The sequence below is a fragment of the Microbacterium horticulturae genome (assembly GCF_029094505.1).
In the GTDB taxonomy this organism is placed as follows: Bacteria; Actinomycetota; Actinomycetes; order Actinomycetales; family Microbacteriaceae; genus Microbacterium; species Microbacterium horticulturae.
This window is the reverse complement of the sequence record NZ_CP119108.1, coordinates 1,847,078-1,868,125: the sequence shown is the minus strand read 5'-3', so window position 1 is coordinate 1,868,125 and position 21,048 is coordinate 1,847,078. Positions and strand designations below refer to the sequence as shown.

The 21,048-nt window shown below is 67.8% G+C and carries 23 protein-coding genes and 1 tRNA gene; 19 read left to right on the top strand and 5 right to left on the bottom strand.

The genetic code is table 11. The features are described from left to right. Positions 1-12 precede the first annotated feature (12 nt). Positions 13-288 carry a hypothetical protein gene (locus tag PU630_RS08980; RefSeq protein WP_275276742.1) on the top strand — a complete coding sequence of 92 codons (276 nt, stop codon included), beginning with the start codon at positions 13-15 and terminating at the stop codon, positions 286-288. 3 nt (positions 289-291) lie between these two features. Here PU630_RS08980 and PU630_RS08975 read toward each other — a convergent pair whose 3' ends face one another. After that, on the bottom strand, positions 292-2,295 hold the full coding sequence (locus PU630_RS08975; RefSeq protein ID WP_275276741.1) for an ArnT family glycosyltransferase: 2,004 nt from the start codon (positions 2,293-2,295) through the stop codon (positions 292-294). Positions 2,296-2,364: 69 nt separating this feature from the next. Continuing rightward, on the bottom strand, positions 2,365-3,003 hold the full coding sequence (locus PU630_RS08970) for an MBL fold metallo-hydrolase (RefSeq protein WP_275276740.1): 639 nt from the start codon (positions 3,001-3,003) through the stop codon (positions 2,365-2,367). 119 nt (positions 3,004-3,122) lie between these two features. Here PU630_RS08970 and PU630_RS08965 point away from each other — a divergent pair. Then, positions 3,123-3,198, top strand: a tRNA-Glu gene (locus tag PU630_RS08965). Between the two features lie 214 nt (positions 3,199-3,412). Here PU630_RS08965 and PU630_RS08960 read toward each other — a convergent pair. Next, positions 3,413-4,450, bottom strand: a complete 1,038-nt coding sequence (locus PU630_RS08960) for an IS1595 family transposase (protein ID WP_428981944.1) — start codon at positions 4,448-4,450, stop codon at positions 3,413-3,415. Between the two features lie 333 nt (positions 4,451-4,783). Between PU630_RS08960 and PU630_RS08955 the strand changes: the two genes are divergently transcribed. The 7 genes from PU630_RS08955 (at position 4,784) to PU630_RS08925 (ending at position 12,322) form a co-directional block, all read left to right on the top strand. Then, positions 4,784-5,797, top strand: a complete 1,014-nt coding sequence (locus tag PU630_RS08955) for a TerC/Alx family metal homeostasis membrane protein (protein WP_275276739.1) — start codon at positions 4,784-4,786, stop codon at positions 5,795-5,797. Positions 5,798-5,959: 162 nt separating this feature from the next. After that, positions 5,960-7,441: a 3-isopropylmalate dehydratase large subunit gene (gene leuC / locus PU630_RS08950; RefSeq protein ID WP_275276738.1), complete on the top strand. Its 1,482-nt coding sequence runs from the start codon at positions 5,960-5,962 to the stop codon at positions 7,439-7,441. Between the two features lies 1 nt (position 7,442). After that, on the top strand, positions 7,443-8,051 hold the full coding sequence (leuD, locus tag PU630_RS08945; protein ID WP_275276737.1) for a 3-isopropylmalate dehydratase small subunit: 609 nt from the start codon (positions 7,443-7,445) through the stop codon (positions 8,049-8,051). Between the two features lie 29 nt (positions 8,052-8,080). After that, positions 8,081-9,445: a UDP-N-acetylglucosamine 1-carboxyvinyltransferase gene (murA, locus tag PU630_RS08940; protein WP_275276736.1), complete on the top strand. Its 1,365-nt coding sequence runs from the start codon at positions 8,081-8,083 to the stop codon at positions 9,443-9,445. 4 nt (positions 9,446-9,449) lie between these two features. After that, positions 9,450-10,214, top strand: a complete 765-nt coding sequence (locus PU630_RS08935) for a lysophospholipid acyltransferase family protein (protein WP_275276735.1) — start codon at positions 9,450-9,452, stop codon at positions 10,212-10,214. A 19-nt stretch (positions 10,215-10,233) separates the two neighbouring features. Continuing rightward, entirely contained in the window at positions 10,234-11,331 is a 1,098-nt protein-coding gene (locus PU630_RS08930; RefSeq protein ID WP_275276734.1) for an NAD(P)H-dependent glycerol-3-phosphate dehydrogenase, read from the top strand. Further along, complete coding sequence (locus PU630_RS08925; protein WP_275276733.1) at positions 11,237-12,322, top strand: D-alanine--D-alanine ligase family protein; 1,086 nt, start codon at positions 11,237-11,239, stop codon at positions 12,320-12,322. The genes PU630_RS08930 and PU630_RS08925 overlap by 95 nt, the downstream gene beginning before the upstream one ends. A 9-nt stretch (positions 12,323-12,331) precedes the next feature. Here the strand turns inward: PU630_RS08925 and PU630_RS08920 are convergent, their stop codons facing one another. Next, on the bottom strand, positions 12,332-12,811 hold the full coding sequence (locus PU630_RS08920; RefSeq protein ID WP_275276732.1) for a DUF3515 family protein: 480 nt from the start codon (positions 12,809-12,811) through the stop codon (positions 12,332-12,334). Between the two features lie 33 nt (positions 12,812-12,844). Here PU630_RS08920 and thiL point away from each other — a divergent pair, with 33 nt between their 5' ends. Next, complete coding sequence (gene thiL, locus PU630_RS08915) at positions 12,845-13,837, top strand: thiamine-phosphate kinase (RefSeq protein WP_275276731.1); 993 nt, start codon at positions 12,845-12,847, stop codon at positions 13,835-13,837. Here the strand turns inward: thiL and rsmD are convergent. Continuing rightward, the gene (gene rsmD, locus PU630_RS08910; RefSeq protein ID WP_275276730.1) at positions 13,828-14,406 is read right to left on the bottom strand and encodes a 16S rRNA (guanine(966)-N(2))-methyltransferase RsmD; all 579 of its coding nucleotides are present in this window, start codon (positions 14,404-14,406) and stop codon (positions 13,828-13,830) included. The two genes, thiL and rsmD, sit on opposite strands and share 10 nt — an antisense overlap. Before the next feature lie 49 nt (positions 14,407-14,455). Here rsmD and PU630_RS08905 point away from each other — a divergent pair, with 49 nt between their 5' ends. The 9 genes from PU630_RS08905 (at position 14,456) to PU630_RS08870 (ending at position 21,043) form a co-directional block, all read left to right on the top strand. Beyond that, on the top strand, positions 14,456-16,618 hold the full coding sequence (locus PU630_RS08905) for an ATP-dependent DNA helicase RecG (RefSeq protein WP_275276729.1): 2,163 nt from the start codon (positions 14,456-14,458) through the stop codon (positions 16,616-16,618). 44 nt (positions 16,619-16,662) lie between these two features. Further along, positions 16,663-17,160 (top strand): pantetheine-phosphate adenylyltransferase, encoded by a 498-nt coding sequence (gene coaD, locus PU630_RS08900; RefSeq protein ID WP_275276728.1) that lies wholly within the window; start codon positions 16,663-16,665, stop codon positions 17,158-17,160. A 16-nt stretch (positions 17,161-17,176) separates the two neighbouring features. Beyond that, entirely contained in the window at positions 17,177-17,734 is a 558-nt protein-coding gene (locus PU630_RS08895) for a YceD family protein (RefSeq protein ID WP_275276727.1), read from the top strand. Between the two features lie 20 nt (positions 17,735-17,754). Beyond that, entirely contained in the window at positions 17,755-17,964 is a 210-nt protein-coding gene (gene rpmF / locus PU630_RS08890) for a 50S ribosomal protein L32 (protein WP_275276726.1), read from the top strand. A 10-nt stretch (positions 17,965-17,974) separates the two neighbouring features. Next, positions 17,975-18,664: a ribonuclease III gene (gene rnc, locus PU630_RS08885; protein WP_275276725.1), complete on the top strand. Its 690-nt coding sequence runs from the start codon at positions 17,975-17,977 to the stop codon at positions 18,662-18,664. Position 18,665: 1 nt separating this feature from the next. Then, entirely contained in the window at positions 18,666-19,562 is an 897-nt protein-coding gene (gene mutM, locus PU630_RS08880) for a bifunctional DNA-formamidopyrimidine glycosylase/DNA-(apurinic or apyrimidinic site) lyase (RefSeq protein WP_275276724.1), read from the top strand. Positions 19,563-19,868: 306 nt separating this feature from the next. Next, positions 19,869-20,144, top strand: coding sequence for an HIT family protein (locus PU630_RS17410; RefSeq protein WP_428982003.1), 276 nt, complete (start codon positions 19,869-19,871; stop codon positions 20,142-20,144). Between the two features lie 228 nt (positions 20,145-20,372). Next, on the top strand, positions 20,373-20,732 hold the full coding sequence (locus tag PU630_RS08875) for a type II toxin-antitoxin system RelE/ParE family toxin (RefSeq protein WP_275276723.1): 360 nt from the start codon (positions 20,373-20,375) through the stop codon (positions 20,730-20,732). Continuing rightward, complete coding sequence (locus tag PU630_RS08870; RefSeq protein ID WP_343075860.1) at positions 20,732-21,043, top strand: helix-turn-helix domain-containing protein; 312 nt, start codon at positions 20,732-20,734, stop codon at positions 21,041-21,043. Before PU630_RS08875 ends, PU630_RS08870 begins: the two co-directional genes overlap by 1 nt. The last annotated feature ends 5 nt before the right edge of the window (positions 21,044-21,048 follow it).

Sequence of the window (21,048 nt, the reverse complement as noted above, 5' to 3'; positions counted from 1 at the left end):
TAGGCTGAGAGCATGATGAGCGGCCGCATCCGTCCGATTGAAACCCGCGAGGTCACCCTGCAGGCGCCGACCATCGATGAGACGCGCGAGCAGGCGCGCGGCGAGGTGCCGGAGGGCTGGGACCTGACGGATGCCGCGGCCACGATGCCGAAGGCCTCGACGATGATCACGCTCAACGCCAAGATGGCCCGCCGCGACGGCGTTCAGGAGATCGAGGCGGACGATATCGCGTCGCTGCGCGCGAAGGTCCCCGAGGGATGGCAGTTGCTGAACGTCCGTGAGGTGTGAGAGTCACGCGCCGCAGCGATACAGGCCCGACAACGCCGCCTCGTCGCTCGATACTTCCGCACAGTTCGCGGTGACCCACTCCCGGATCTGCGACGACGTCGTCACTGTCGCGCTCGAGCCGAAGAACCCTCCGCGGCCGGTGCCGGACGCAAGCACGTAGGGGATGTCTCCCGCTTCCACCATCGCGGTGAAGGCATCGAGCGTCGGTACGGGGTCGCTGCCGTTGAATCCGCCCACGGGAAGGATCGATCCGCCGTCCGAGGCGATGATGAGTCCGGCTGCGGTCTGCGCGCCGAACACCGCGACGAGGTAGCGAGAGCCCGAAGCGTTCTTCTCGACGTAGTCAAGCAGAGCCGCGTCGTCTGACCCGCCGCCGAAACCGGCCAGAGGGCCGCCGGTTCCGCCCCCGGAGCGTCCCGCACCGCCTCCCGGGCCCGGGAACGATCGTCCCGGTGTCGCGCTGCCGCGGTTCGGACGTCCGCCTGCTCCATCACGCACCCCCACCGTGCCGCCCGGCACCGCGTGGGCGCCACCCAGCGGCTGCTGCCTGCCCGATGCCTGGGCGAACAGACCCGCGCTGCCTCTGCCTGACGAGTCGCTCACACCCCCGGCCACAGGGTTCACGCTGCTCGGGTGGGCGATAGTGACGACCGCCCACGACGTCGGCGTGAGAAGGAGCGCGACCACCGCCAGCGCCGACACGAGTCGGCGTGACGGCTTCGGGTGCCGCCTCTCCCAGACGATGCCGCCCACGGTCATTGCGGCAACGGCGAGCTGCACGATCGCGATCGGAACCGAGTACCCGCCGTACGCCACGGCGATCGAAACCGCGGTGAGGGATGCCACCGACACGAGTGCGATCGGCGGCCACAGCATCCCTCGCCGTCGTGAGAGACCGAAGGCGATGCCGATCAGAAGTCCCATCGGGACCGACAGCGCCGCCGTGTAGAACTGGTGCATTCCCGCGACCGCCGAGAACATGACGAGGAATGTGACGAGCCATCCGCCGACGAACACCCAGACGCGGGCCGGCACGCGCAGTGCGATGAGGATCGCGGCGGCGAGGAGTGCCGCCGGGATCATCCAGCCGACCTGTCCGGCCAGCTGGATGTTGAACAGTCGGAACAGTCCGGCGTTCCCCGAGTACGGGGGAGTGAAGGAGTTGTACGCACTGCTGTCAGCGGTGGTGGCGCCGAAGCGGCCCAGCCCGTTGTAGCCGAACACCATCTCCCACGGGCTGTTGTGCAGAGTGCTGCCGATGTACGGGCGTGCGTCGGCCGGCACCAGCGCGACGACCGCGATCCAGGCCACGGACAGTGCGGCGCTGGTGAGCCCGGCGATCGCGAGATGTGCGATGCGTCGCCGGAGCGGGATGCGCACGCACAGGTATGCCGCGGCCAGCGCCGGCCACACGGCCCAGGCCTCGAGCATGTAGCCCTGGAACCCGAGGGCGATGAAGGCCCCGGCGAGGACAAGCCAGCCGAGGCTCGCGCGCTCGAGCGCTTTGATCGAGGCCCACGCGACGAAGGCGAGAGCGAGGACGAAGAAGGTCTCGGGCTGGTTCGAGCGTGCGACTGCCACGAGAATCGGCGTTGTCGCGGTGACGGCACCGGCCACCACGCCGGCGACGGGGCCGCCGACGCGCTTGGCCGTCACGGCCACGAGGAGAACAGCGGCGACCGCGGCGAGTGCGTTGGGGAGGACGACGGAGAGCGTCGAGAAGCCGAACAGCTTCACGAAGAGAGCGGGCACCCAGAAGGAGCCGGGGATCTTGTCGAGCGTCACGGTGCCGGCCGGGTCCAGCGCTCCGAAGAAGAAGTTCGACCAGCTCTTGCTCATCGACAGGGCGATGGCGGCGTAGTAATCCGAGCGCGACCCGGCCCATGATCCCCACACGGTCAGCACCGCGGTGCCGAGCCCGAGCACGGTCAGCGCCCCGTGCCAGGGTGTCGGCCGGCGGGCGGCGGCTGCGGTGCGCACCGAGAGCGGAGCGGTGGCGAGGACCATGCCGCCCACGCTAAGACGCGCGGGCGAATGTGCTCTCTGCGCGGGGTATGAACTCTCTGTGCCCAGGGATCAGATGTCAGCCGTGTCGCCGGGGTCGAGTTCGAGGAACTCGCCGCCGCCTTGCGCTGTCGCCCAGGTGAGGCGGTCACGACCGTTGCGCAGACCCAGCGCCGAGACCGTCATGTCGTGGGTGCCGAACGCACGACGCGGTGCGACTGCGAGCACGAAGTCCATCGCCTCGCCGATCTTCAGCCAGGGCGCCCCGATGGGCGCTGCCAGTAGTGCGACGTCGTGCCCCTCGGGGACGGCGTACGAGTCGCCGGGGTAGTAGAACTGGTCGTCGACGAGCACTCCGACGTTGTCGACCACCGGAATGGACTCGTGGATGATCGCGTGCCTGCCGCCGAAGAACTCGAGGGTGAAGGGATCGACGGTGATCCGGTCACCCGGTTCGACGACCGTGACGTCGTAGTCGGATACCGCGACGGCGACGCCCGCGGGGCCGTAGATGGGCAGCGGGCCGGTCTGCTTGAGGATGCGGTCGAGATGCTGGGGCGTCCAGTGGTCGGCGTGCTCGTGGGTGATGACGATCGCGACGATGTCGTGCAGATCCGTGAACGGATTCGAGTATGCGCCCGGGTCGATGATGAGACCCTTGCCGTTGGACTCGACCAGGAGAGCGGCGTGTTCGTGCTTGGTGACTCGCATGTGAGCAGTCAACCCCGACGGGCGGAATCGGGCAAGTCGCGGCGTCCCGCCGTCGATTTGGCGACCCTCGCGACGTCATGGCATACTTGAACGGTTGCCTTCGGGGTTCCGGAGGAGAAGGCCCCATCGTATAGCGGCCTAGTACGCCGCCCTCTCACGGCGGTAACGCGGGTTCGAATCCCGCTGGGGTCACCACTGAGAAGAAGCCGGTCCGAAAGGGCCGGCTTCTTTTCGTTTGCGAACGTGGCAGGTGCGGCCGAATCCCGCTGGCGTCACGAACGAGAAGGAGCCGGCCCGAAAGGGCCCGCCCTTTGCTCCTCCTGAGATCAGGTGTTCTCGCGAGATCAGGAGCGTCGGGGGCCGAATTGACCTGATCTGGCGAAAGTGGCTATCCATGTTGGTGCCGTGATTATGCGGCTTGTCGCCAGGGGCGGTCGCGGGGTGTTTCGGTCAGCCCGGTCGGCAGGGTCCGAGCGACCGCTGGTGGCTGTGGACGGTTGCGGGGCTTCGGCTCGGCGACGAGGTCTCGGTAGCGGGTGGGCTGGCTGGCGACCGCGCCTTCCAGGAGCCGTAGGAACAGGAGCCCGCGCTCTCGTGCCGTTCGCCGGTTGAACCGGAACACGAACTCGTCGAGATATGCCTGCAGGTGCGTGACCTGGACCCCGTCTTGCAGGGTCCCTTCCAGCACGCGCTTACTCAGCGAGAACACCCGGTGCACCCCGGGCAGCAGCTCATGCGCGGCAGCGGCAGAACCGGTCACGGCATGCGGTTCATGCGCCAGATGCGCGGCACGGGCCACGGCCGGGTAGGCCACCCACCCGTCGGTGACCAGCACCGATCCGGGAGCGAGCGTCGCCTGAACGAACGCGGCGAGATCCCGTGCGGACGCTGAGGGCAGGAGCCGCATCCGTGCCCGCCCGAGCCGGCGACCGTGGCGTTCTATTGCCGCGGCCACGAGTATCTTTCCGCCCGGCGCACGTCCCCGCTTCCCCGGCGAGAAACCGCCATAGAGTGCTTCGTCGACCTCGACGCGGCCGGTCAGCAGGTCGCGTCCTTCCTGCGACATCGTGGTGCGCAGCTTGTGCAGCATGGCCCACGCGGTCTGATAGCTGCCCAGCCCGGTCACCCGCTGCAGTTCCAGAGCTGACACTCCTTGTTTGGAGGTCATCATCAGCCACGCTGCTTCGAACCACACCGACAACGGTGTCCGAGTGTTGTGGAACACCGTTCCCGACGTCGCCGTGACCCGCCGCCCACAATCACCGCAGCGGTGACCGGCGGTCTGCGGCATCCATTCGGTCACTCCCGCACACCACGGGCAGCAGAACCCGTCTGGCCAGCGCAGCCAGTCCAGATAGTCGGCACAGGTCGCCTCCGACGCGAACCAGCGCCGCATCTCCGGCAAGGAGCCCGGATAATGAACTCCCTCAACAGGACGCTCAATCATGCCGCGAAACTACCCGCCAGCCCCGACATCACGGCAACAACATGGATAGCCACTCTGGCGAAATCACCTGATTTCGAGCGGGCGGCGAGCCCCGAGCGAGCGGTCGGCCCCGCGCCTGCGTTTCCGTGCGGTTGTGGGCTGCTTCCCGAAGGCGGGAGTGAGGCGGGATGCTGTCGGCACAGTGGTCGCGTCGGCTATGCTTGACGCCGCGAGAGGGAGTATCCCGTCCATCGCGTGTTCGTCATCACGGAGTCCGTCGGAGGGCTTCCGGGCACGCACCGCAACAGCGGGGGAGAGACTTTCGACGGAACGTCGACCCCTCGGAAGGGCCCCATGGATTTCGTCATCCCCGCATGGTTCGAGATCACTGCGATGGCCGTGCTCGTCGCGATCTTGGCAGCCGACCTGCTGCTCATTCTGAAGCGGCCGCACATCCCCTCGATGAAAGAGGCGACTCTGTGGGTCGTCTTCTACGTGTGCCTGGCGCTCGTGTTCGCGGTGCTGCTTCTGTGGGCCACCGGCAGCGGAGACGCCGCCGGTGAGTTCGTCGCCGGCTGGCTGACCGAGTACAGCCTGTCCATCGACAATCTCTTCGTCTTCGTGCTGCTGATGACACAGTTCTCGGTTCCTCGCCGCTATCAGCAGGAAGTGCTGATGGTCGGCATCATCATCGCGCTGGTGCTCCGCGGTCTGTTCATCCTGCTGGGCGCCGCCCTCATCGAGAACTTCAGCTGGATCTTCTTCATCTTCGGCGCGTTCCTCGTCTACACGGCGTGGAAGCAGGCCTTCCCGGGCAAGCAGGAGGACGACGCCCACACCGAGACGGCCGTCGTCCGGCTCCTGCGCCGGTTCATCGACATCAGCGACCAGTACGACGGACGCAAGCTTCGCACCGTGGTCAACGGCAAGAAGGTCTTGACGCCGATGCTGCTCGTGTTCGTGGCCATCGGATTCACCGATCTGATCTTCGCCATCGACTCGATCCCCGCGATCTTCGGGATCACGCAGAACGCATTCATCGTGTTTGCGACGAACGTCTTCGCCCTCATGGGGCTGCGCCAGCTGTACTTCCTGCTGGGCGGGCTGCTCGACCGGCTGCGGTACCTGCATTACGGCATCGCGTTCATCCTCGCGTTCATCGGCGTCAAGCTCTTCTTCCACGCGCTGGCCGTCAACGAGCTTCCGTTCATCAACGGTGGTCACCCGGTCGAGTGGGCGCCGGACATCTCGACCTGGGTCTCGCTCGTCGTGATCATCGCGTCGATGGTGGTGGCCGCCGGTGCGAGCGCGATCGCGGCGGCCCGCGAGAAGCGGGCGGTCGCGGCATCCACCGACGATCCGGAGTGACGATCCGTCACACGGCCGGAGGCGGTGTTCGTCGGTGGTAATCTGGCGACGTGCGGATCGCGTGGCTTCTCCTTACGTGCCGCGGCGGGTTCTGATATCAGCCCAGGCTCGTCGCGGAGTTCGTCGTGGGCACACCCCGGTAACTGTGGAGAACGAACAGCAATGAGCCCATCTGTGATTCCTGATCACCCCCGTACCCTGGCCGAGAAGGTCTGGGACGACCACCTGGTGGTCAAAGGCGAGGGCGGCCAGCCCGACCTCATCTACATCGACCTGCACCTGGTGCACGAGGTCACGAGCCCACAGGCCTTCGACGGCCTGCGTGCCGAGGGGCGTCCGGTGCGCCGGCTCGACCTCACCATCGCCACCGAAGACCACAACACGCCCACGCTCGACATCGACAAGCCGATCGCCGACCTCACCAGCCGCACCCAGATCGAGACCCTCCGGCACAACGCCGAAGAGTTCGGCGTGCGCCTGCACTCGCTGGGCGACAAAGAGCAGGGCATCGTCCACGTGGTGGGCCCGCAGCTCGGGCTGACGATGCCGGGCATCACCGTCGTGTGCGGCGACAGCCACACGTCCACGCACGGCGCGTTCGGCGCCATGGCGTTCGGCATCGGCACCAGCGAGGTCGAGCACGTGCTGGCCACGCAGACGCTGTCGCTGAAGCCGTTCAAGACGATGGCGATCACGGTGGAGGGCGCGTTGAAGCCCGGCGTGACCGCGAAAGACGTCATCCTCGCGGTCATCGCGAAGATCGGCACCAACGGCGGCCAGGGTTACGTCCTGGAGTACCGCGGCAGCGCCATCCGGTCGCTGTCGATGGAAGGCCGCATGACGATGTGCAACATGTCGATCGAGGCCGGGGCGCGCGCAGGAATGGTCGCGCCCGACGAGACGACGTTCGCCTATCTGAAGGGCCGTCCCCACGCACCGCAGGGGCAGGACTGGGACGACGCGGTCGACTACTGGCGCACACTCCCGTCCGACGAGGGAGCGGTCTACGACGCCGAGGTGTTCATCGATGCGGCCGAGCTCGAGCCGTTCGTGACCTGGGGCACGAACCCGGGCCAGGGAGTCTCGCTGTCGGGCGCGGTGCCGTCGCCCGACGAGTACACCGACCCGAACGCGAAGGCTGCGGCAGAGCGCGCACTGGCCTACATGGATCTGGCGGCCGGCACCCGCATGAAAGACATTCCGGTGGATGCCGTCTTCATGGGTTCGTGCACGAACAGCCGGATCGAAGACCTGCGTCAATTCGCTTCGATCGTCAAGGGCCGCAAGAAGGCCGACGGTGTGCGCGTTATGGTCGTCCCCGGCTCAGCGCGGGTCCGGCTGGAGGCGGAGGCCGAGGGCCTCGACAAGGTCTTCGAAGACTTCGGCGCCGAGTGGCGGTTCGCCGGGTGCTCCATGTGCCTGGGCATGAACCCCGACCAGCTCGCGCCGGGCGAGCGATGTGCGTCGACGAGCAACCGCAACTTCGAGGGTCGGCAGGGCAAGGGCGGGCGCACCCATCTGGTGTCGCCGCTTGTCGCCGCGGCCACGGCGGTCCGTGGCACGCTCTCGAGCCCGAGCGATCTCGAAGGCGATGACGTCTCGGCTCGCTTCGCTCGCTCAACGGCCGACGTGAAGGGCGCCTGACATGGAGAAGTTCACCACGCACACCGGTGTGGCCGCGCCTCTGCAGCGTTCGGCGGTCGACACCGACCAGATCATTCCCGCCGTCTACCTGAAGCGGGTCACCAAGACCGGATTCGAAGATGCCCTGTTCGCGAATTGGCGCCAAGACCCCGACTTCATCCTGAACCAGGAACCGTACCGGCGCGCATCCGTGCTGGTGGCCGGCCCTGACTTCGGAACGGGATCGAGCCGCGAACACGCCGTGTGGGCGCTGCGCGACTACGGCTTCAAAGCGGTGCTCAGCCCCAAGTTCGCTGACATCTTCCGCGGCAACGCGGGCAAGCAGGGCCTGGTCACGGGTGTGATCTCCGAGGCCGATGCGGAACGCCTGTGGGCGGCGATCGCAGCGTCGCCGGGGGTCGAGATGACCGTCGACCTGCAGACGCGCACAGCGACTCTGGGTGATATCCAGGTGACCTTCGAGATCGACGATTACACTGGGTGGCGGCTTCTGGAGGGTCTCGACGACATCGGGCTGACCCTCCGCAATGAAGACAGAATCGCCGCCTACGAGGCGCGTCGAGCACGCTGGAAGCCGCGCACCCTGCCGGTGCCGTCCCCAGCAGACTGACTGATTCCGACACCTGTGAGGCAGACTGCATGACACTCCTGAACGGCTTGGCATCCACCGACGGTCGCACGGGAGGGTCCGGTGAAGCGCTGGCCATCCGCGGCGGACAGCCGCTGAGCGGTCGCGTCGACGTCAAGGGCGCCAAGAACCTGGTGACCAAAGCGATGGTTGCCGCGATCCTGGGCGAGACGCCCAGCACGCTGCGGGACGTCCCCGACATCAGCGATGTCTCGGTCGTGCGATCGCTCCTCGAGGTGCACGGTGTGCGCGTCACTCCCGGCGATGAAGACGGCTCGTTCGTGTTCGACCCCGCCGACGTCGCCTCGGCCCACATGGAGGAGATCGACGCGCACGCCGGTGCCAGCCGCATCCCGATCCTGTTCTGCGGTCCGCTGCTGCACCAGCTCGGCCAGGCGTTCATCCCCGACCTCGGCGGGTGCCGTATCGGCGACAGACCGATCGACTTCCACCTTGACGCGCTGCGCAAATTCGGCGCCGTCGTGGAGAAGCTGCCCAGCGGCATCCGTCTGTCGGCACCCAACGGCCTGCGCGGCGCGAACATCCATCTGCCTTACCCGAGTGTGGGCGCCACCGAGCAGGTGCTGCTGACGGCGGTGCGCTCCAGCGGCATCACCGAGCTGCGCAACGCAGCCATCGAACCCGAGATCATGGACCTGATCGCGGTGCTGCAGAAGATGGGCGCGATCATCTCCTACGAGCCGAACCGCGTCATCCTCATCGAGGGCGTCGACCGGCTCTCGGGGTACGACCACCGCGCGATCTTCGACCGCAACGAGGCCGCGAGCTGGGCCAGTGCTGCACTCGCCACCGACGGCGAGATCTTCGTCGCCGGGGCCCGGCAGCAGGAGATGCTGACCTTCCTGAACGTGGTGCGCAAGGTCGGGGGCGACTTCAACATCCGCGAGGACGGCATCCTGTTCCGGCGAGCCGGCGACCTGCGTGCCGTGACGGTCGAGACCGACGTGCACCCGGGCTTCATGACCGACTGGCAGCAGCCGCTCATCGTCGCTCTGACCCAGGCCACCGGCACCTCCATCGTGCACGAGACCGTGTATGAGAACCGCTTCGGCTTCACCCAGGCGCTGGTGAAGATGGGGGCCGAGATCGCTGTGCACCCGCACGGGCTGCAGCAGGGGCCGCGGCGAGTTCCGCGTCGAAATCTCGAGCAGGCCGCCGTGATCACCGGGCCGACGCCGCTCACCGGTGCCGACATCACCGTGCCCGACCTGCGCGGCGGCTACAGCCACGTGATCGCGGCGCTGACGGCGACCGGCGAGTCGACCGTGCACAACGTCGGCATCATCAGCCGTGGCTACGAGAAGCTGTACGACAAGCTCGCCGCGCTCGGCGCCGACTTCGACGTTCTGGGGTGACCCGATGAGTGACCGTCGTCGACGGGCCTCGACGGAGAAGACACGACCGAGCGTCTTCTGGCTGCTCGCTGCCATCGTGGTGCCGGTGCTGGGCCTTTTCGCCAAGATCGAGATCAAGGGTGCCGACAAGCTGCCGCAGACCGGAGCTTACGTGCTCGCCGCGAACCACCACAGCGAGATCGACCCCGTGATCGTCGCAGCGGCGGTCTGGCGTCTGGGACGCGCGCCGCGGTTCATGGCGAAGGAGAGCCTGTTCCACGTGCCGATCCTGGGCTGGGCGTTACGCAAAACCGGCATGGTGCCGGTGGCGCGCACAGCGTCTGCAACCGGAGCACGGCAGACGATCGAGACGTCGCGGGACCTGGTCCGGCACGGTCGTGGTGTGATCGTCTACCCGGAGGGAACCCTGACGCGCGACCCCGAGCTGTGGCCCATGCGCGGCAAGTCGGGCGCGGTCCGACTCGCAGCCGCGGGCGATCTGCCCGTCGTCCCGATGGCGCAGTGGGGCGCACAGCAGTTGCTCCCTCGTTACGGCAAGCTGCGCCTGTGGCCGCTACGGCGCCGGATGACGGTGGTCATCGGCGATCCGATCGACCTCGACGACGTGCGGCATGAGCACGCCTCCCCGGCAGAGTTGAACGCTGCGACGACCCGGGTGATGGACCGCATCGCCGAGTTGCTCGGTGAGATCCGCGGCCTGCCGGCGCCCGCGAAACGTTGGAACCCGGCCGAACACGGACAGAAGGAGACCGGCCGCCTTGACTCCTAGACATGAGCCCGCCTCACGCGTGACCGTCATCGGCGCCGGCAGCTGGGGCACGACCTTCGGCAAGATCCTCGCCGACGGCGGAGCGCACGTCACAATGTGGGCGCGCCGCGCGGAATTGGCCCACGAGATCAGCGAGGCCAAGCGCAACAGCCGGTATCTGCCCGGGGTCAACCTACCGCGCACCGTGAACGCCACCACTGATCTCGCCGCTGCCGTCGACGGCGCCGAGCAGATCTACATCTGCGTTCCCAGCCAGACCGCCCGCGAGAACCTCAAGGCGGTGCGACCCCTCGTGGCGCGCACGAGCGTTCCGATCGTGTCGTTGATGAAGGGCATCGAGCGCAAGTCCGGCCTGCGGATGAGCCAGGTGCTCGAGGAGGTTCTGGAGTGCGACCCGGCCCGCATCGCCGTGGCCTCGGGGCCGAACCTCGCTCTGGAGATCGCCCGCGAGCAGCCGACGGCGGCGGTCGTGGCATCCACCAACGAAGCGACGGCCGACGCTGTCGCCCGACGGGCACGCAACAGCTACTTCCGGACGTTCGTGAACACCGATGTCATCGGCACCGAGTTCGGCGGCGTGCTCAAGAACCTCATCGCCGTCGCCATCGGCATCGTCGACGGGGTGGGCTATGGCGAGAACACCAAAGCCTCGATCATCACGCGCGGCCTTGTCGAGATGACCGATTTCGCCGTGGCGCATGGCGCGCAATTCGAGACGCTGCAGGGGCTGGCGGGCCTGGGCGATCTGATCGCCACTTGCCAGTCGCCGCTGAGCCGCAACAACACGGCAGGCCGACTGCTCGGCCAGGGATACAGCTTCCAAGACGTGGTCAAGCAGATGGAGCAGACAGCCGAGGGCCTGGCCTCGGTGACCCCGGTGCTGCAGTTGGCGCGGACCGCGAAGGTCGACATGCCGATCGTCGAGCAGGTCAAGCGCGTGCTCGATGGCACCATGGATCCGCGGCGCATCGCACCGCACCTGACCACCGACGACGAAGCCCCGAAGGGGGAGAGGACGCAGCATGGACAAGGTCGCAGTGGCGGTGCTGTTCGGCGGACGATCAAGCGAGCATTCGATCAGCTCCGCCACGGCCGGGGGAGTGCTGGCGGCGATTGACCGCGAGCGCTTCCGCGTGATTCCGGTCGGGATCACCCGCGACGGCGCCTTCGTCCTGGAGGACGACGATCCCACCAAGTTCGCGCTGGATCCGGCACGCCTTCCCGAGGTGGTCGACAACGGCACCCGCGTGCTCTGGCCCGATTCAGCCCGCAGCCGCGAGCTGCGCGTGGTGGATGCTGCTGGCACCCGCTCGCTCGGCGACGTCGACGTCGTGCTGCCGATCCTGCACGGGCGGTTCGGCGAGGACGGCACGATCCAGGGCTTCCTCGAGCTCCTCGACATCCCCTACGCGGGCGCGGGGCTGCTCATGTCGGCGATCGGCATGGACAAGGACACGACCAAGAACGTGCTGCGCGCGGCCGGTGTGCCGGTCGTGCCGTGGGTGAGCGTGACGCGCCCGGGCCTCGAGCGTGACCGCGAGATGTGGGAGCGTCGTATTCGTGGTCTCGGCCTGCCGGTGTTCGTGAAGCCGGCGCGTGCCGGCTCGAGTGTGGGTGTCTCGCGCGTGGACGCGTGGGAGGAGTTGGATGCCGCGCTGGAGACCGCCTTCGCAGAAGACGGCACGGTGCTGGTCGAACAGGCGGTGAGCGGCCGCGAGCTCGAGTGCGGTGTGCTCGAGGCGCGCGACGGGGGCCTGCCCCGTGTGAGCGTGGCCGGCGAAGTCGTGCTCTCGGGGCGGGAGTTCTATGACTTCGCGGCGAAGTACCTCGGCGCAGACGGTATCGACCTGGTGTGCCCGGCGCCGCTGCGCGACGGCGAGCTCGCCGAGTTGCAGCGGGTCGCCGCCCGCGCGTTCGAGGCGATCGGCGGCCAGGGGCTCTCTCGCGTCGACTGCTTCTTCACCGGCGCCGAGTTCTTCGTGAACGAGGTGAACACGATGCCCGGGTTCACCCCGATATCGATGTTCCCGAAGTGCTGGGTCGCCAGCGGCATGAGCTATCCGGAATTGATCACCGAAGTGATCGACACGGCGTTGACCCGCAGCTGACGCCGGTCATCAGCCGGTGATCGTGTCGGGGTTGGAGCAGGCAGCCGTCTTCGTGGTGTGTGCGCTGACTAGCCGCCCCAGCGTGCTGAGGACGGTGTTCGGGTCGACGCTGGTCGTGTCGCCGTCGATGTACACCTGCACGGCGGGCGTGCGTCCGTAGCTGGTGATGCGGAAGTTGGGCTGCTCCGACTCGTCGACGAGCCAGTCCACGCCGCCCAACGACACGCATTTGAGGGTGCTGGGGCCAGGCGGCGTCATGCCGCAGGCCATGATGACGCGCGTCGGCGACCCCCAGGCCGCAGTCGACTGCGCGTCGGTCCACACTCGCTCCTGCCCGCTGATGTCTTTGGGCAGGCGCACCATGATCTCCGCGCACTTCGGGTTGTTCGCATCCGTGGGCTGGTCCAGCGGAATCGTGGTCGAACAGCCGGTCAGCGCGATCCCTGCGGCGACGAGACAGACAGCGAGGGATCGACGGAGGCGGGTCACGCCTCAAGGCTAACCCGCCGCTACCGTGGAGGGATGACGAACCACGACCAGACCGTCGGCGCACGGGGAGAGGCCGCCGTGCTGGCCGCGATCCTCGAACGGCTGGCGCCGTCGTCGCGCGCGATCATCGGACCCGGTGACGACGCCGCGGTGCTGGATGCGCCGTCGGGGCGCGTCGTGGCGACCGTCGACACCCTGGTGCACGGACCCGACTTCCGCCTGGCATGGAGCAATGGCTACGACCTGGGGTGGAAGTCCGCCGCCGTGAACCTCGCCGACGTGGCGGCGATGGGCGCTCGGCCCATCGCTCTGCTTGTCGCCCTTACCGTGCCGGAGGAGACCCCGCTGAGGCTGCTCACCGACATGGCGGAAGGACTGCGCGACGCCTGCGCCGCGCTCGCCCCCGGGTGCGCGGTGGAAGGCGGCGACCTCGCCGTGTCGCCGACGCTGACGATCGCGGTCACCGCGCTGGGCGTCCTCGATGGGGCGCAACCGGTGCTGCGCAGCGGTGCGCGCCCCGGGGACGTACTCGCCCTGGCCGGCGACGCCGGTCGCGCCGCGGCCGGGTTGCGTGTGCTGTTCGACAGCTTCCGGGATGCCACGGGCACGCCCATCGCGATCGATGAATCCTCGCTCGCGCCCGAGGAACGCTGGGCGCTGGGGGCCCAACTGCGACCCGAGCCGCCCATCTCTCTCGGCGCTGCGGCCGCCCGGGCCGGCGCGACCGCGATGATGGACGTCTCCGACGGCCTGGCCCTGGACGCCTCGCGCATGGCGACCGCGTCGGCGGTCACGCTCGACATCTCGGCGTCCGCACTCGGCGGCGATCCCGCCACGGCGCTGGCCGGAGGCGAGGACCACGCACTGCTGGCGGCTTTCCCCTCCGGCGGCACCCTGCCTGACGGATTCCGCCGCATCGGCACGGTCCGCGAGCGCGGTGAGGTCGCGGTGCTGGTCGACGGGGCGCCGTACACGGGGCGTGGCGGCTGGGATCCGTATCGGGAGTGGGACGCGACTCAGGGCTGAGCGACGACGTCCGCCGTCACCCACCACAGGGCGGTGTCGCCGTACTTCTTGACGCGGTCCACCGTGAGTGCGTCGGGCAGCGGCGGCGCGGGCGAGCGCGCCGCGCGCTCGATCACCACGATGGCATTCTCCGCGAGGTGCGGGAGCAGAGCCGTCAGCACATCGCCGGTCGCGGCATCCGTCACGTCGTACGGCGGGTCGGCGAAGACGAGGTCGTACTGCTCGGCGCCGCGTGCGAGGAACGTGCCCACATCGGCGCGGTGCACGTGGACGGTGGATGCCGCGAGCTCGGCCGCCTTCGCCACCCGGGCGGCGTTCGCCTTCGCTATCTGCGCCGCCTGACCGGCTTTCTCGACGAGGGTCGCCGTCGCCGCGCCGCGGCTGAGCGCCTCGAGGCCGAGGGCGCCCGAGCCTGCGTAGAGGTCGAGCACGCGGGCCCCGCGGAGTGCGTCCGCCGACTCGAGAGAGCCGAACAGCGATTCACGCACCCGATCGCTCGTGGGGCGGGTGCCCGAGCCGGGCACGTCGAGCCGGATGCCGCGGGCGGCCCCTGCGATGATGCGCGTCACCCCTTCAGCCTACAAACCGGTGTCGCAGGTTCTGCCTAGACTCGAATGCATGTCGGATGTCACGCTCGCCTCGCGGCTCGACGCGGCGTTGGGCGGCCGGACAGCCGGCTCGCTTCAGCGTGCCTTCGGCATGCGGACGGTGGGCGACTTGCTTGCGCACTACCCCCGCCGTTACGCGCGTCGCGGCGAGCTCACGCCCATCGACTCGCTCGAGGTCGGCGACCAGGTCACGATCGTCGCCGAGGTCCTCGGTGCGAGCGAACGCAAGATGCGTCAACGGCGCGGGTCGATCGTCGAGGTGATCATCACCGACGGTCACGGCCAGATGAGCCTGACGTTCTTCAACCAGGCCTGGCGTTTGGCGAAGCTGCAGCGAGGCGTGCAAGGCATCTTCTCGGGCAAGGTCGGTGAGTACCGAGACGGCAAGCAGCTCACCCATCCCGACTACGTCCTCTTCGACGACATCGATGCGGCGCGCATGAACGCCGAGGCCTACGCTAACGCGCCGATCCCTATCTACCCGGCGACGGCCAGCGTGCCGAGCTTCACGATCCAGAAGTCCGTGGACTACCTTCTCGACGGCCTCGGCCCCGTCGACGATCCGCTGCCCGAAGACCTCCGCCAGCGGCAGGGACTGCTGTCGGCGCGCGAGGCGCTCGAGCGTATCCATCGGCCCGACTTCGAAGATCAGGTGCCCCCCGCGGTGCGTACGCTGCGCATGCACGAGGCACTCGTGCTGCAGACGGCCCTCTTGCAGCAGCGGCAGTTCGTACGGGCGTTGTCGGCGACCTCGCGCCCCGCGGGATCGCTGCTGACCACGTTCGATGCCGCGCTGCCGTTCCCGCGCACACCCGATCAGGTGGCCGTCGGCGACCAGATCGGCGCCGATCTCGTGGGTGGCTGGCCCATGAACCGGCTCGTGCAGGGCGAGGTCGGGTCGGGAAAGACCCTCGTCGCGCTGCGGGCGATGCTCCAGGTCGCCGAGAGCGGCGGCCAGTCCGCACTCATCGCCCCCACCGAGGTGCTGGCCGCGCAGCACCTGCGGTCGATCACGCGGATGCTGGGGCCCGAGCTGGCTCCGCGGTTGATGCCCACGCTGCTGACCGGGCAGCTCACTGCCGCCGAGCGACGACGCGCGGCGCTGCGCGTCGCGTCGGGGCAGGCACTGATCGTGGTGGGAACGCACGCGCTTCTCAGCGACAGCACGAGCTTCGCCGATCTCGGGCTTGTCGTCGTCGACGAACAGCACCGCTTCGGCGTCGAACAGCGCGAGACCCTGCGCGCGAAGGGCACCAGCCCGCACGCGCTCGTGTTGACGGCCACGCCGATCCCGCGCACGGTCGCGATGACCGTGTTCGGCGATCTCGACGTCTCCACCATCCGGACGATGCCCACCGGGCGCGCGGGCGTGCAGACCTTCGTCGCGCCGGTCGCTGAGAAGCCGGGCTGGTTCGGGCGCGTGTGGGAGCGGGTCGCCGAAGAGGTGGCCGGCGGGCATCAGGCGTTCGTCGTCTGTCCGGCCATCGACGCCGAAGCGACCACCGCCAAGGGCCTGGACGACGCTGACGCTCTCGTCGAGGAGGGCACGTCGACGCGTGTGCGGTGGGGCGTCGTGCAGGCCGAGCAGCTCCTGGCGCAGCATCCCTCGTTCTCGTCCATCCGCGTCGCGACGCTGCACGGGCGGATGCCCGGGGAGGAGAAGGATGCGATCATGCGGGCGTACGCCGCGGGCGAGATCGACGTGCTGGTGGCGACCACGGTGATCGAGGTCGGCGTGGACGTGCCCAATGCCTCGGCGATGATCATCCTCGAGGCCGACCGGTTCGGCGTCTCACAGCTGCACCAGCTGCGCGGGCGCGTGGGCCGTGGCAGCGTTCCCGGCGTCTGCCTGCTCGTGACCGAAGCTGCCCCGGGAACGCCGGCGCGCGAACGCGTGGATGCGGTGGCGGCGACCTCCGACGGGTTCGAGCTGGCAGAGGAAGACCTGCGGCTCCGCGGTGAGGGCGACGTTCTCGGCGACGCGCAGTCCGGTGTGCGCAGTTCGCTGCGCCTGCTGCGCGTCGTGAAGGACGCCGACGTGATCGCGCTCGCGCGTCAGGAGGGCGAGGCGATCCTCGACGAGGATCCCGCGTTGCTGCGGCATCCGGGCCTTGCCGCAGCGATCGAACGGCGCCTCGACACCGTCGAGCGGGCGGCGCTGGCCAAGAACTGAGGCGGCGTTCAGAAAGCTCAAAGTTTCGCCGATAGGCTTGAGGGGTGAGCAACCGGATCGCCGTCGTCCCGGGGTCATTCGACCCACCCACCCTCGGTCATTTGGATGTCATCGAACGTGCGGCCCGGCTGTACGACACGATCCACGTGCTCGTCGTGCACAACCCTGACAAGCAGGCGATGTTGCCGATCGCTCAGCGGCTCTCACTGATCGAGCAGTCGATCGCCGAGGCGGGCATCGAAGGCGACATCGTCGTGGCGTCGTGGAGCATGGGCCTCCTCGTCGACTACGCCACCGACGTCAAGGCCGGCGTGCTCGTCAAGGGCATCCGCTCGCAGGTCGACGTCGCGTACGAGACCCCGATGGCCATCGTGAACCGCCACCTCGCCGACATCGAGACGGTGTTCCTGCTGCCAGACCCCGCGCACGCGCTGGTCTCCAGCTCCCTCGTCCGCCAGGTCGCCGGTCTCGGCGGCGACGTGGCACCGTATGTGCCGGCCCCGGTCGCCCGGTTCCTGGACACGGGCGCCCGCGGCATCTGAACGGTAGAATCATCGGATGAGAACTCCGCGTCCCGGCGCCTTCAGCGTGCTCGTCCGTGACATCGTGCGCCGTCCTGGCGAGATGCGCGAGACGGAGCTGGACGTCCCCCTGCCCGAACGATGGGGCGAAGGTCTGGTCTCGCTCGACGCCGGCGAACACGTGCAGGTCGACGTGCGCCTCGAGTCCGTGCACGAGGGCATTCTGGCCTCCGGAACCGCCTTCTCGAACTACTCGGGGGAGTGCGGGCGATGCCTGCGCCCCGTCGAGGCGCCTGTCGAAGTCGAGTTCCAGGAGCTTTTCGCGTATCCTGGAGACGAAGCGAACGACTTCGAGGTTCAAGACGACCACGTGGATCTTGAAACTCTGGTCAGGGACGCCCTCGTCCTCTCGCTTCCGTTTCAGCCGGTGTGCCGGCCGGACTGCCCGGGGCTCGACCCCGATACAGGTGAACGTCTGGCTGACCTGCCGGACGAAGAATCCAGACAGAGTATCGACCCGAGGTGGGCCGCCCTGGCGCGGTTCTCGTCCGAGCCGGCAGAGGGCACCGATGATGTGTCCGGATCCCAGACGTAGGAAGCAAAGGAAGAACAGCCATGGCAGGTAACCCCCCGAAGCGGAAGGTCTCCCGCTCCAACACCCGTTCGCGTCGCGCGCAGTGGAAGGCCTCGGTCCCCACGCTTGTGAAGACCGTCGAGAACGGCAAGGTCGTCTACAGCCGTCCTCACCAGGCCAAGGTCGTCACCGACTCGCAGGGCACCGAGTTGTTCCTCGAGTACAAGGGCCGCAAGGTCGCCGACGTCTGATTCGCGTCCCATGACGCTCACAGCGGGTACGTCCCAGCTGACCGACAAGCTCGGGGTCGATATCGACCCCGAGCTTCTGTCGCTCGCGCTGACGCATCGCTCGTACGCCTATGAGCACGGTCATCTGCCGCACAACGAGCGCCTCGAGTTTCTCGGTGACTCCGTGCTGGGCCAGGCCGTGACAGTACTGCTGTACACGCGGCATCCCGAGCTCGAAGAGGGATCGCTGGCCAAGCGCCGTGCATCCGTCGTATCGACGGTGGCCCTCGCCGAGGTCGCGCGCGGCATCGGGCTGGGAGAGTACCTCAAGCTCGGCCGCGGCGAAGACCAGACCGGCGGTCGCGACAAGGACTCGATCTTGGCCGACACGATGGAAGCCGTCATCGGCGCCACGTATCTGTCCGCTGGTCCGGATGCCGCAACCGGCCTCGTACATCGGCTCGTGGAGCCGCTGCTGGCCGACCCCGACCGCTACGGGGCGGCGGTCGACCCGAAGACGAGCCTGCAAGAGCTCGCCGCGCGCCTGGGCATGACGCCGCCGGTTTACAGCGTGACGGCATCCGGCCCCGATCACGACCGGCTGTTCACGGCAACCGTGACCGTCGGCGATTCGTCGGCCACGGGTACCGGAACGAGCAAGAAGCACTCCGAGATGGCCGCGGCGCTCCAGCTGTGGCACGCGCTGTCTGAGCGCGACTGAGGTGCCCGAGCTTCCCGAGGTCGAAGTCGTGCGGCAGGGCCTTCAGCCTGCGGTCGCCGGCGCGCACGTCGTCGCGGTCACCGTGCGCGACGAGCGGTCGCTCACGCGGCACCGTGGCGGGGCCACCGACTTCGAAGAGCGACTGACCGGGCAGGCGCTGCGCTCTGCAGTGCGTCGAGGCAAGTTCCTCTGGCTGCCGATCGTCGGCTCCGCCGAGGCGGTGGTGGGACATCTCGGCATGAGCGGGCAGCTGCTGCTCCGCGAGTCAGCGGCCCCTGCCGAGCGCTTCGAGCGCGTCCGGCTCGACCTCCAGCATCCCGTCCACGGCGAACTCGCGGTCGTGTTCGCCGACCAGCGGACCTTCGGCTCACTCGCGATCGACTCGCTGGTGCCCACGCCCGACGGCGCCGCGGGTGGACGAGGGGATGCCGTACCCCTCGTGCCCGTGCAGGTGGCACATATCGCACGCGACGTGCTCGATCCGGCGTTCGACGACGCGCTGTTCCGGTCGCGCCTGACGCGCAAGGACTCGGCGATCAAGCGCGTGCTGCTCGACCAGACCGTGGCCAGCGGCATCGGCAACATCTATGCGGACGAGGCCCTGTGGGCCGCGCGCATCCACCCCGAGACCCCGGCCAAGGCCTTGTCGACGCGCGCGGTGAATCGGCTGCTCGCTGAGGTGCGCGGCGTGCTGGAGAAGGCACTGGCAGAGGGCGGCACGAGCTTCGATGCGCAGTACGTGAATGTCAACGGTGAGGCCGGCTACTTCGCCCACTCGCTCAACGCTTATGGGCGTACTGGCCAACCGTGCCCGCGCTGCGGGCGGCCGATCGTGCGGGTCTCGTTCATGAATCGTTCGAGCCACTTCTGCGCGTCTTGCCAGCGACAGCGCGGGTGACGTTCTGGTGCCCGGGGGCATCAGCCTGATTTGGGGGATACCCCCGACATACGTCGCGGGCGGCCATCGGGCTGATACGTCTGGCGTGTTATGGAGAGCTGCAGCCCTCTGGCGGGTGTATGGGGCCATCTTGGCCGTTGGCCTGGAAGGATGGGCGCATGGGTGTGGATGCGTGTGTGTTCTGTGGGCTGTTGAACGGCAACGACGCTGTGACTTGGGTGGCGAGACGCGAGGACGCATCGGCGTTTCTCCCGCTGAGCGAGGGGCGGCTATCACCCACACACGTTGGTCATCCCTAACGAGCACGTGGTCGGCGTCCAGGATGCGTCACCTCATGCCCTCAAGGCAGTCGTCCTCCTTGCTCAAGAGGTTGCCCGCGCGATGGCGGTCTCCATCGGAGCTCGAGGCGTGAACATCCTCAACGCCAGCGGACCCGAGTCTGATCAGTCTGTGTCGCATCTGCACCTGCATGTGGTTCCTCGATGGGGTGGGGATGGTCTCGATACGTGGCCGTCCACGGTGTCCTCACATGCCCTCGAAGATGACTGGTTGACGTCGGTTCGAGCTGCGCTGGACGTGTGACACATGGCCCAGGCGATCTGCTTGCCTTCCATTTGTGCGGGAAAGAGCAACGCCCGCGTTGCGGGTGGCCGATTGTGCGTGCATCGTTCATGAGCGGCTCCCGACGCTTCTGTCCGCGCCACCGGTGGCGCGGACGGGCGCTGTCGACAGATGTGGCTTAGTGCCCAGTCACGGTTGGATAGAGTCAGCCGGTTTGTGGGTAGAACTTAGAAGGTCTAAACTGGTCACGTGTGGGAAGTCGATCTTGAGCTGATCGAGGAATGGTTGCTGTCTCTCGACGACGCATCGTATGACCAGGTGGTCGCAGCGGTCGAGCTGCTCGAGGAACACGGACCGCATTTGGGACGTCCGCTCGTCGACGCTGTGAGGGCGTCCCGTCATAAGAACATGAAGGAGTTGCGGCCCGGCTCGTCGGGACGATCTGAGTTGCGTGTCCTGTTCGCCTTTGATCCGGACAGGCAAGCGATCCTGTTGGTGGCCGGCGACAAGGCGGGGAATTGGAAGAACTGGTACAAGAAGAACATCCCGGTGGCTGATGATCTCTTCGATGTTCACCTTCGGGATCAGAAGCGGACCAAAGGAGAGTGATGACGATGACTTTGACGCGTGAACAGCTTGTTGCGAAGCGCCCCGTCAACCGTGAGCGCGTCCAAGCACATAAGGAGCGGATGCTCGGCGAGGTCCGCGCGTACCGTCTGCGTGAGCTGCGCGAGGCTCTTGGACTGACACAAGAGGAGCTCGCCGAGCGAATCGGGGTTGGACAACGACAGGTGTCGAAGATCGAGAACGGCGATCTTGACAGTGCGAGGGTGGGCACCATCCGCAAATATCTTGAGGCCGTCGGCGGTGATCTCGTGGTCGAGTACGTTTCCGGCGACCGTCGGCTCCAGGTCGCCTGAGTCCT

What these genes read in the sequence shown, in the direction of transcription:
- PU630_RS08980 (WP_275276742.1), top strand. Translation starts at nt 13, where the DNA reads ATGATGAGCGGCCGCATCCGTCCGATTGAAACCCGCGAGGTCACCCTG.
- PU630_RS08975 (WP_275276741.1), bottom strand. Translation starts at nt 2,295, where the DNA reads ATGGTCCTCGCCACCGCTCCGCTCTCGGTGCGCACCGCAGCCGCCGCC.
- PU630_RS08970 (WP_275276740.1), bottom strand. Translation starts at nt 3,003, where the DNA reads ATGCGAGTCACCAAGCACGAACACGCCGCTCTCCTGGTCGAGTCCAAC.
- PU630_RS08960 (WP_428981944.1), bottom strand. Translation starts at nt 4,450, where the DNA reads ATGATTGAGCGTCCTGTTGAGGGAGTTCATTATCCGGGCTCCTTGCCG.
- PU630_RS08955 (WP_275276739.1), top strand. Translation starts at nt 4,784, where the DNA reads ATGGATTTCGTCATCCCCGCATGGTTCGAGATCACTGCGATGGCCGTG.
- leuC (WP_275276738.1), top strand. Translation starts at nt 5,960, where the DNA reads ATGAGCCCATCTGTGATTCCTGATCACCCCCGTACCCTGGCCGAGAAG.
- leuD (WP_275276737.1), top strand. Translation starts at nt 7,443, where the DNA reads ATGGAGAAGTTCACCACGCACACCGGTGTGGCCGCGCCTCTGCAGCGT.
- murA (WP_275276736.1), top strand. Translation starts at nt 8,081, where the DNA reads ATGACACTCCTGAACGGCTTGGCATCCACCGACGGTCGCACGGGAGGG.
- PU630_RS08935 (WP_275276735.1), top strand. Translation starts at nt 9,450, where the DNA reads ATGAGTGACCGTCGTCGACGGGCCTCGACGGAGAAGACACGACCGAGC.
- PU630_RS08925 (WP_275276733.1), top strand. Translation starts at nt 11,237, where the DNA reads ATGGACAAGGTCGCAGTGGCGGTGCTGTTCGGCGGACGATCAAGCGAG.
- thiL (WP_275276731.1), top strand. Translation starts at nt 12,845, where the DNA reads ATGACGAACCACGACCAGACCGTCGGCGCACGGGGAGAGGCCGCCGTG.
- PU630_RS08905 (WP_275276729.1), top strand. Translation starts at nt 14,456, where the DNA reads ATGTCGGATGTCACGCTCGCCTCGCGGCTCGACGCGGCGTTGGGCGGC.
- PU630_RS08895 (WP_275276727.1), top strand. Translation starts at nt 17,177, where the DNA reads ATGAGAACTCCGCGTCCCGGCGCCTTCAGCGTGCTCGTCCGTGACATC.
- rpmF (WP_275276726.1), top strand. Translation starts at nt 17,755, where the DNA reads ATGGCAGGTAACCCCCCGAAGCGGAAGGTCTCCCGCTCCAACACCCGT.
- rnc (WP_275276725.1), top strand. Translation starts at nt 17,975, where the DNA reads ATGACGCTCACAGCGGGTACGTCCCAGCTGACCGACAAGCTCGGGGTC.
- PU630_RS08870 (WP_343075860.1), top strand. Translation starts at nt 20,732, where the DNA reads ATGACGATGACTTTGACGCGTGAACAGCTTGTTGCGAAGCGCCCCGTC.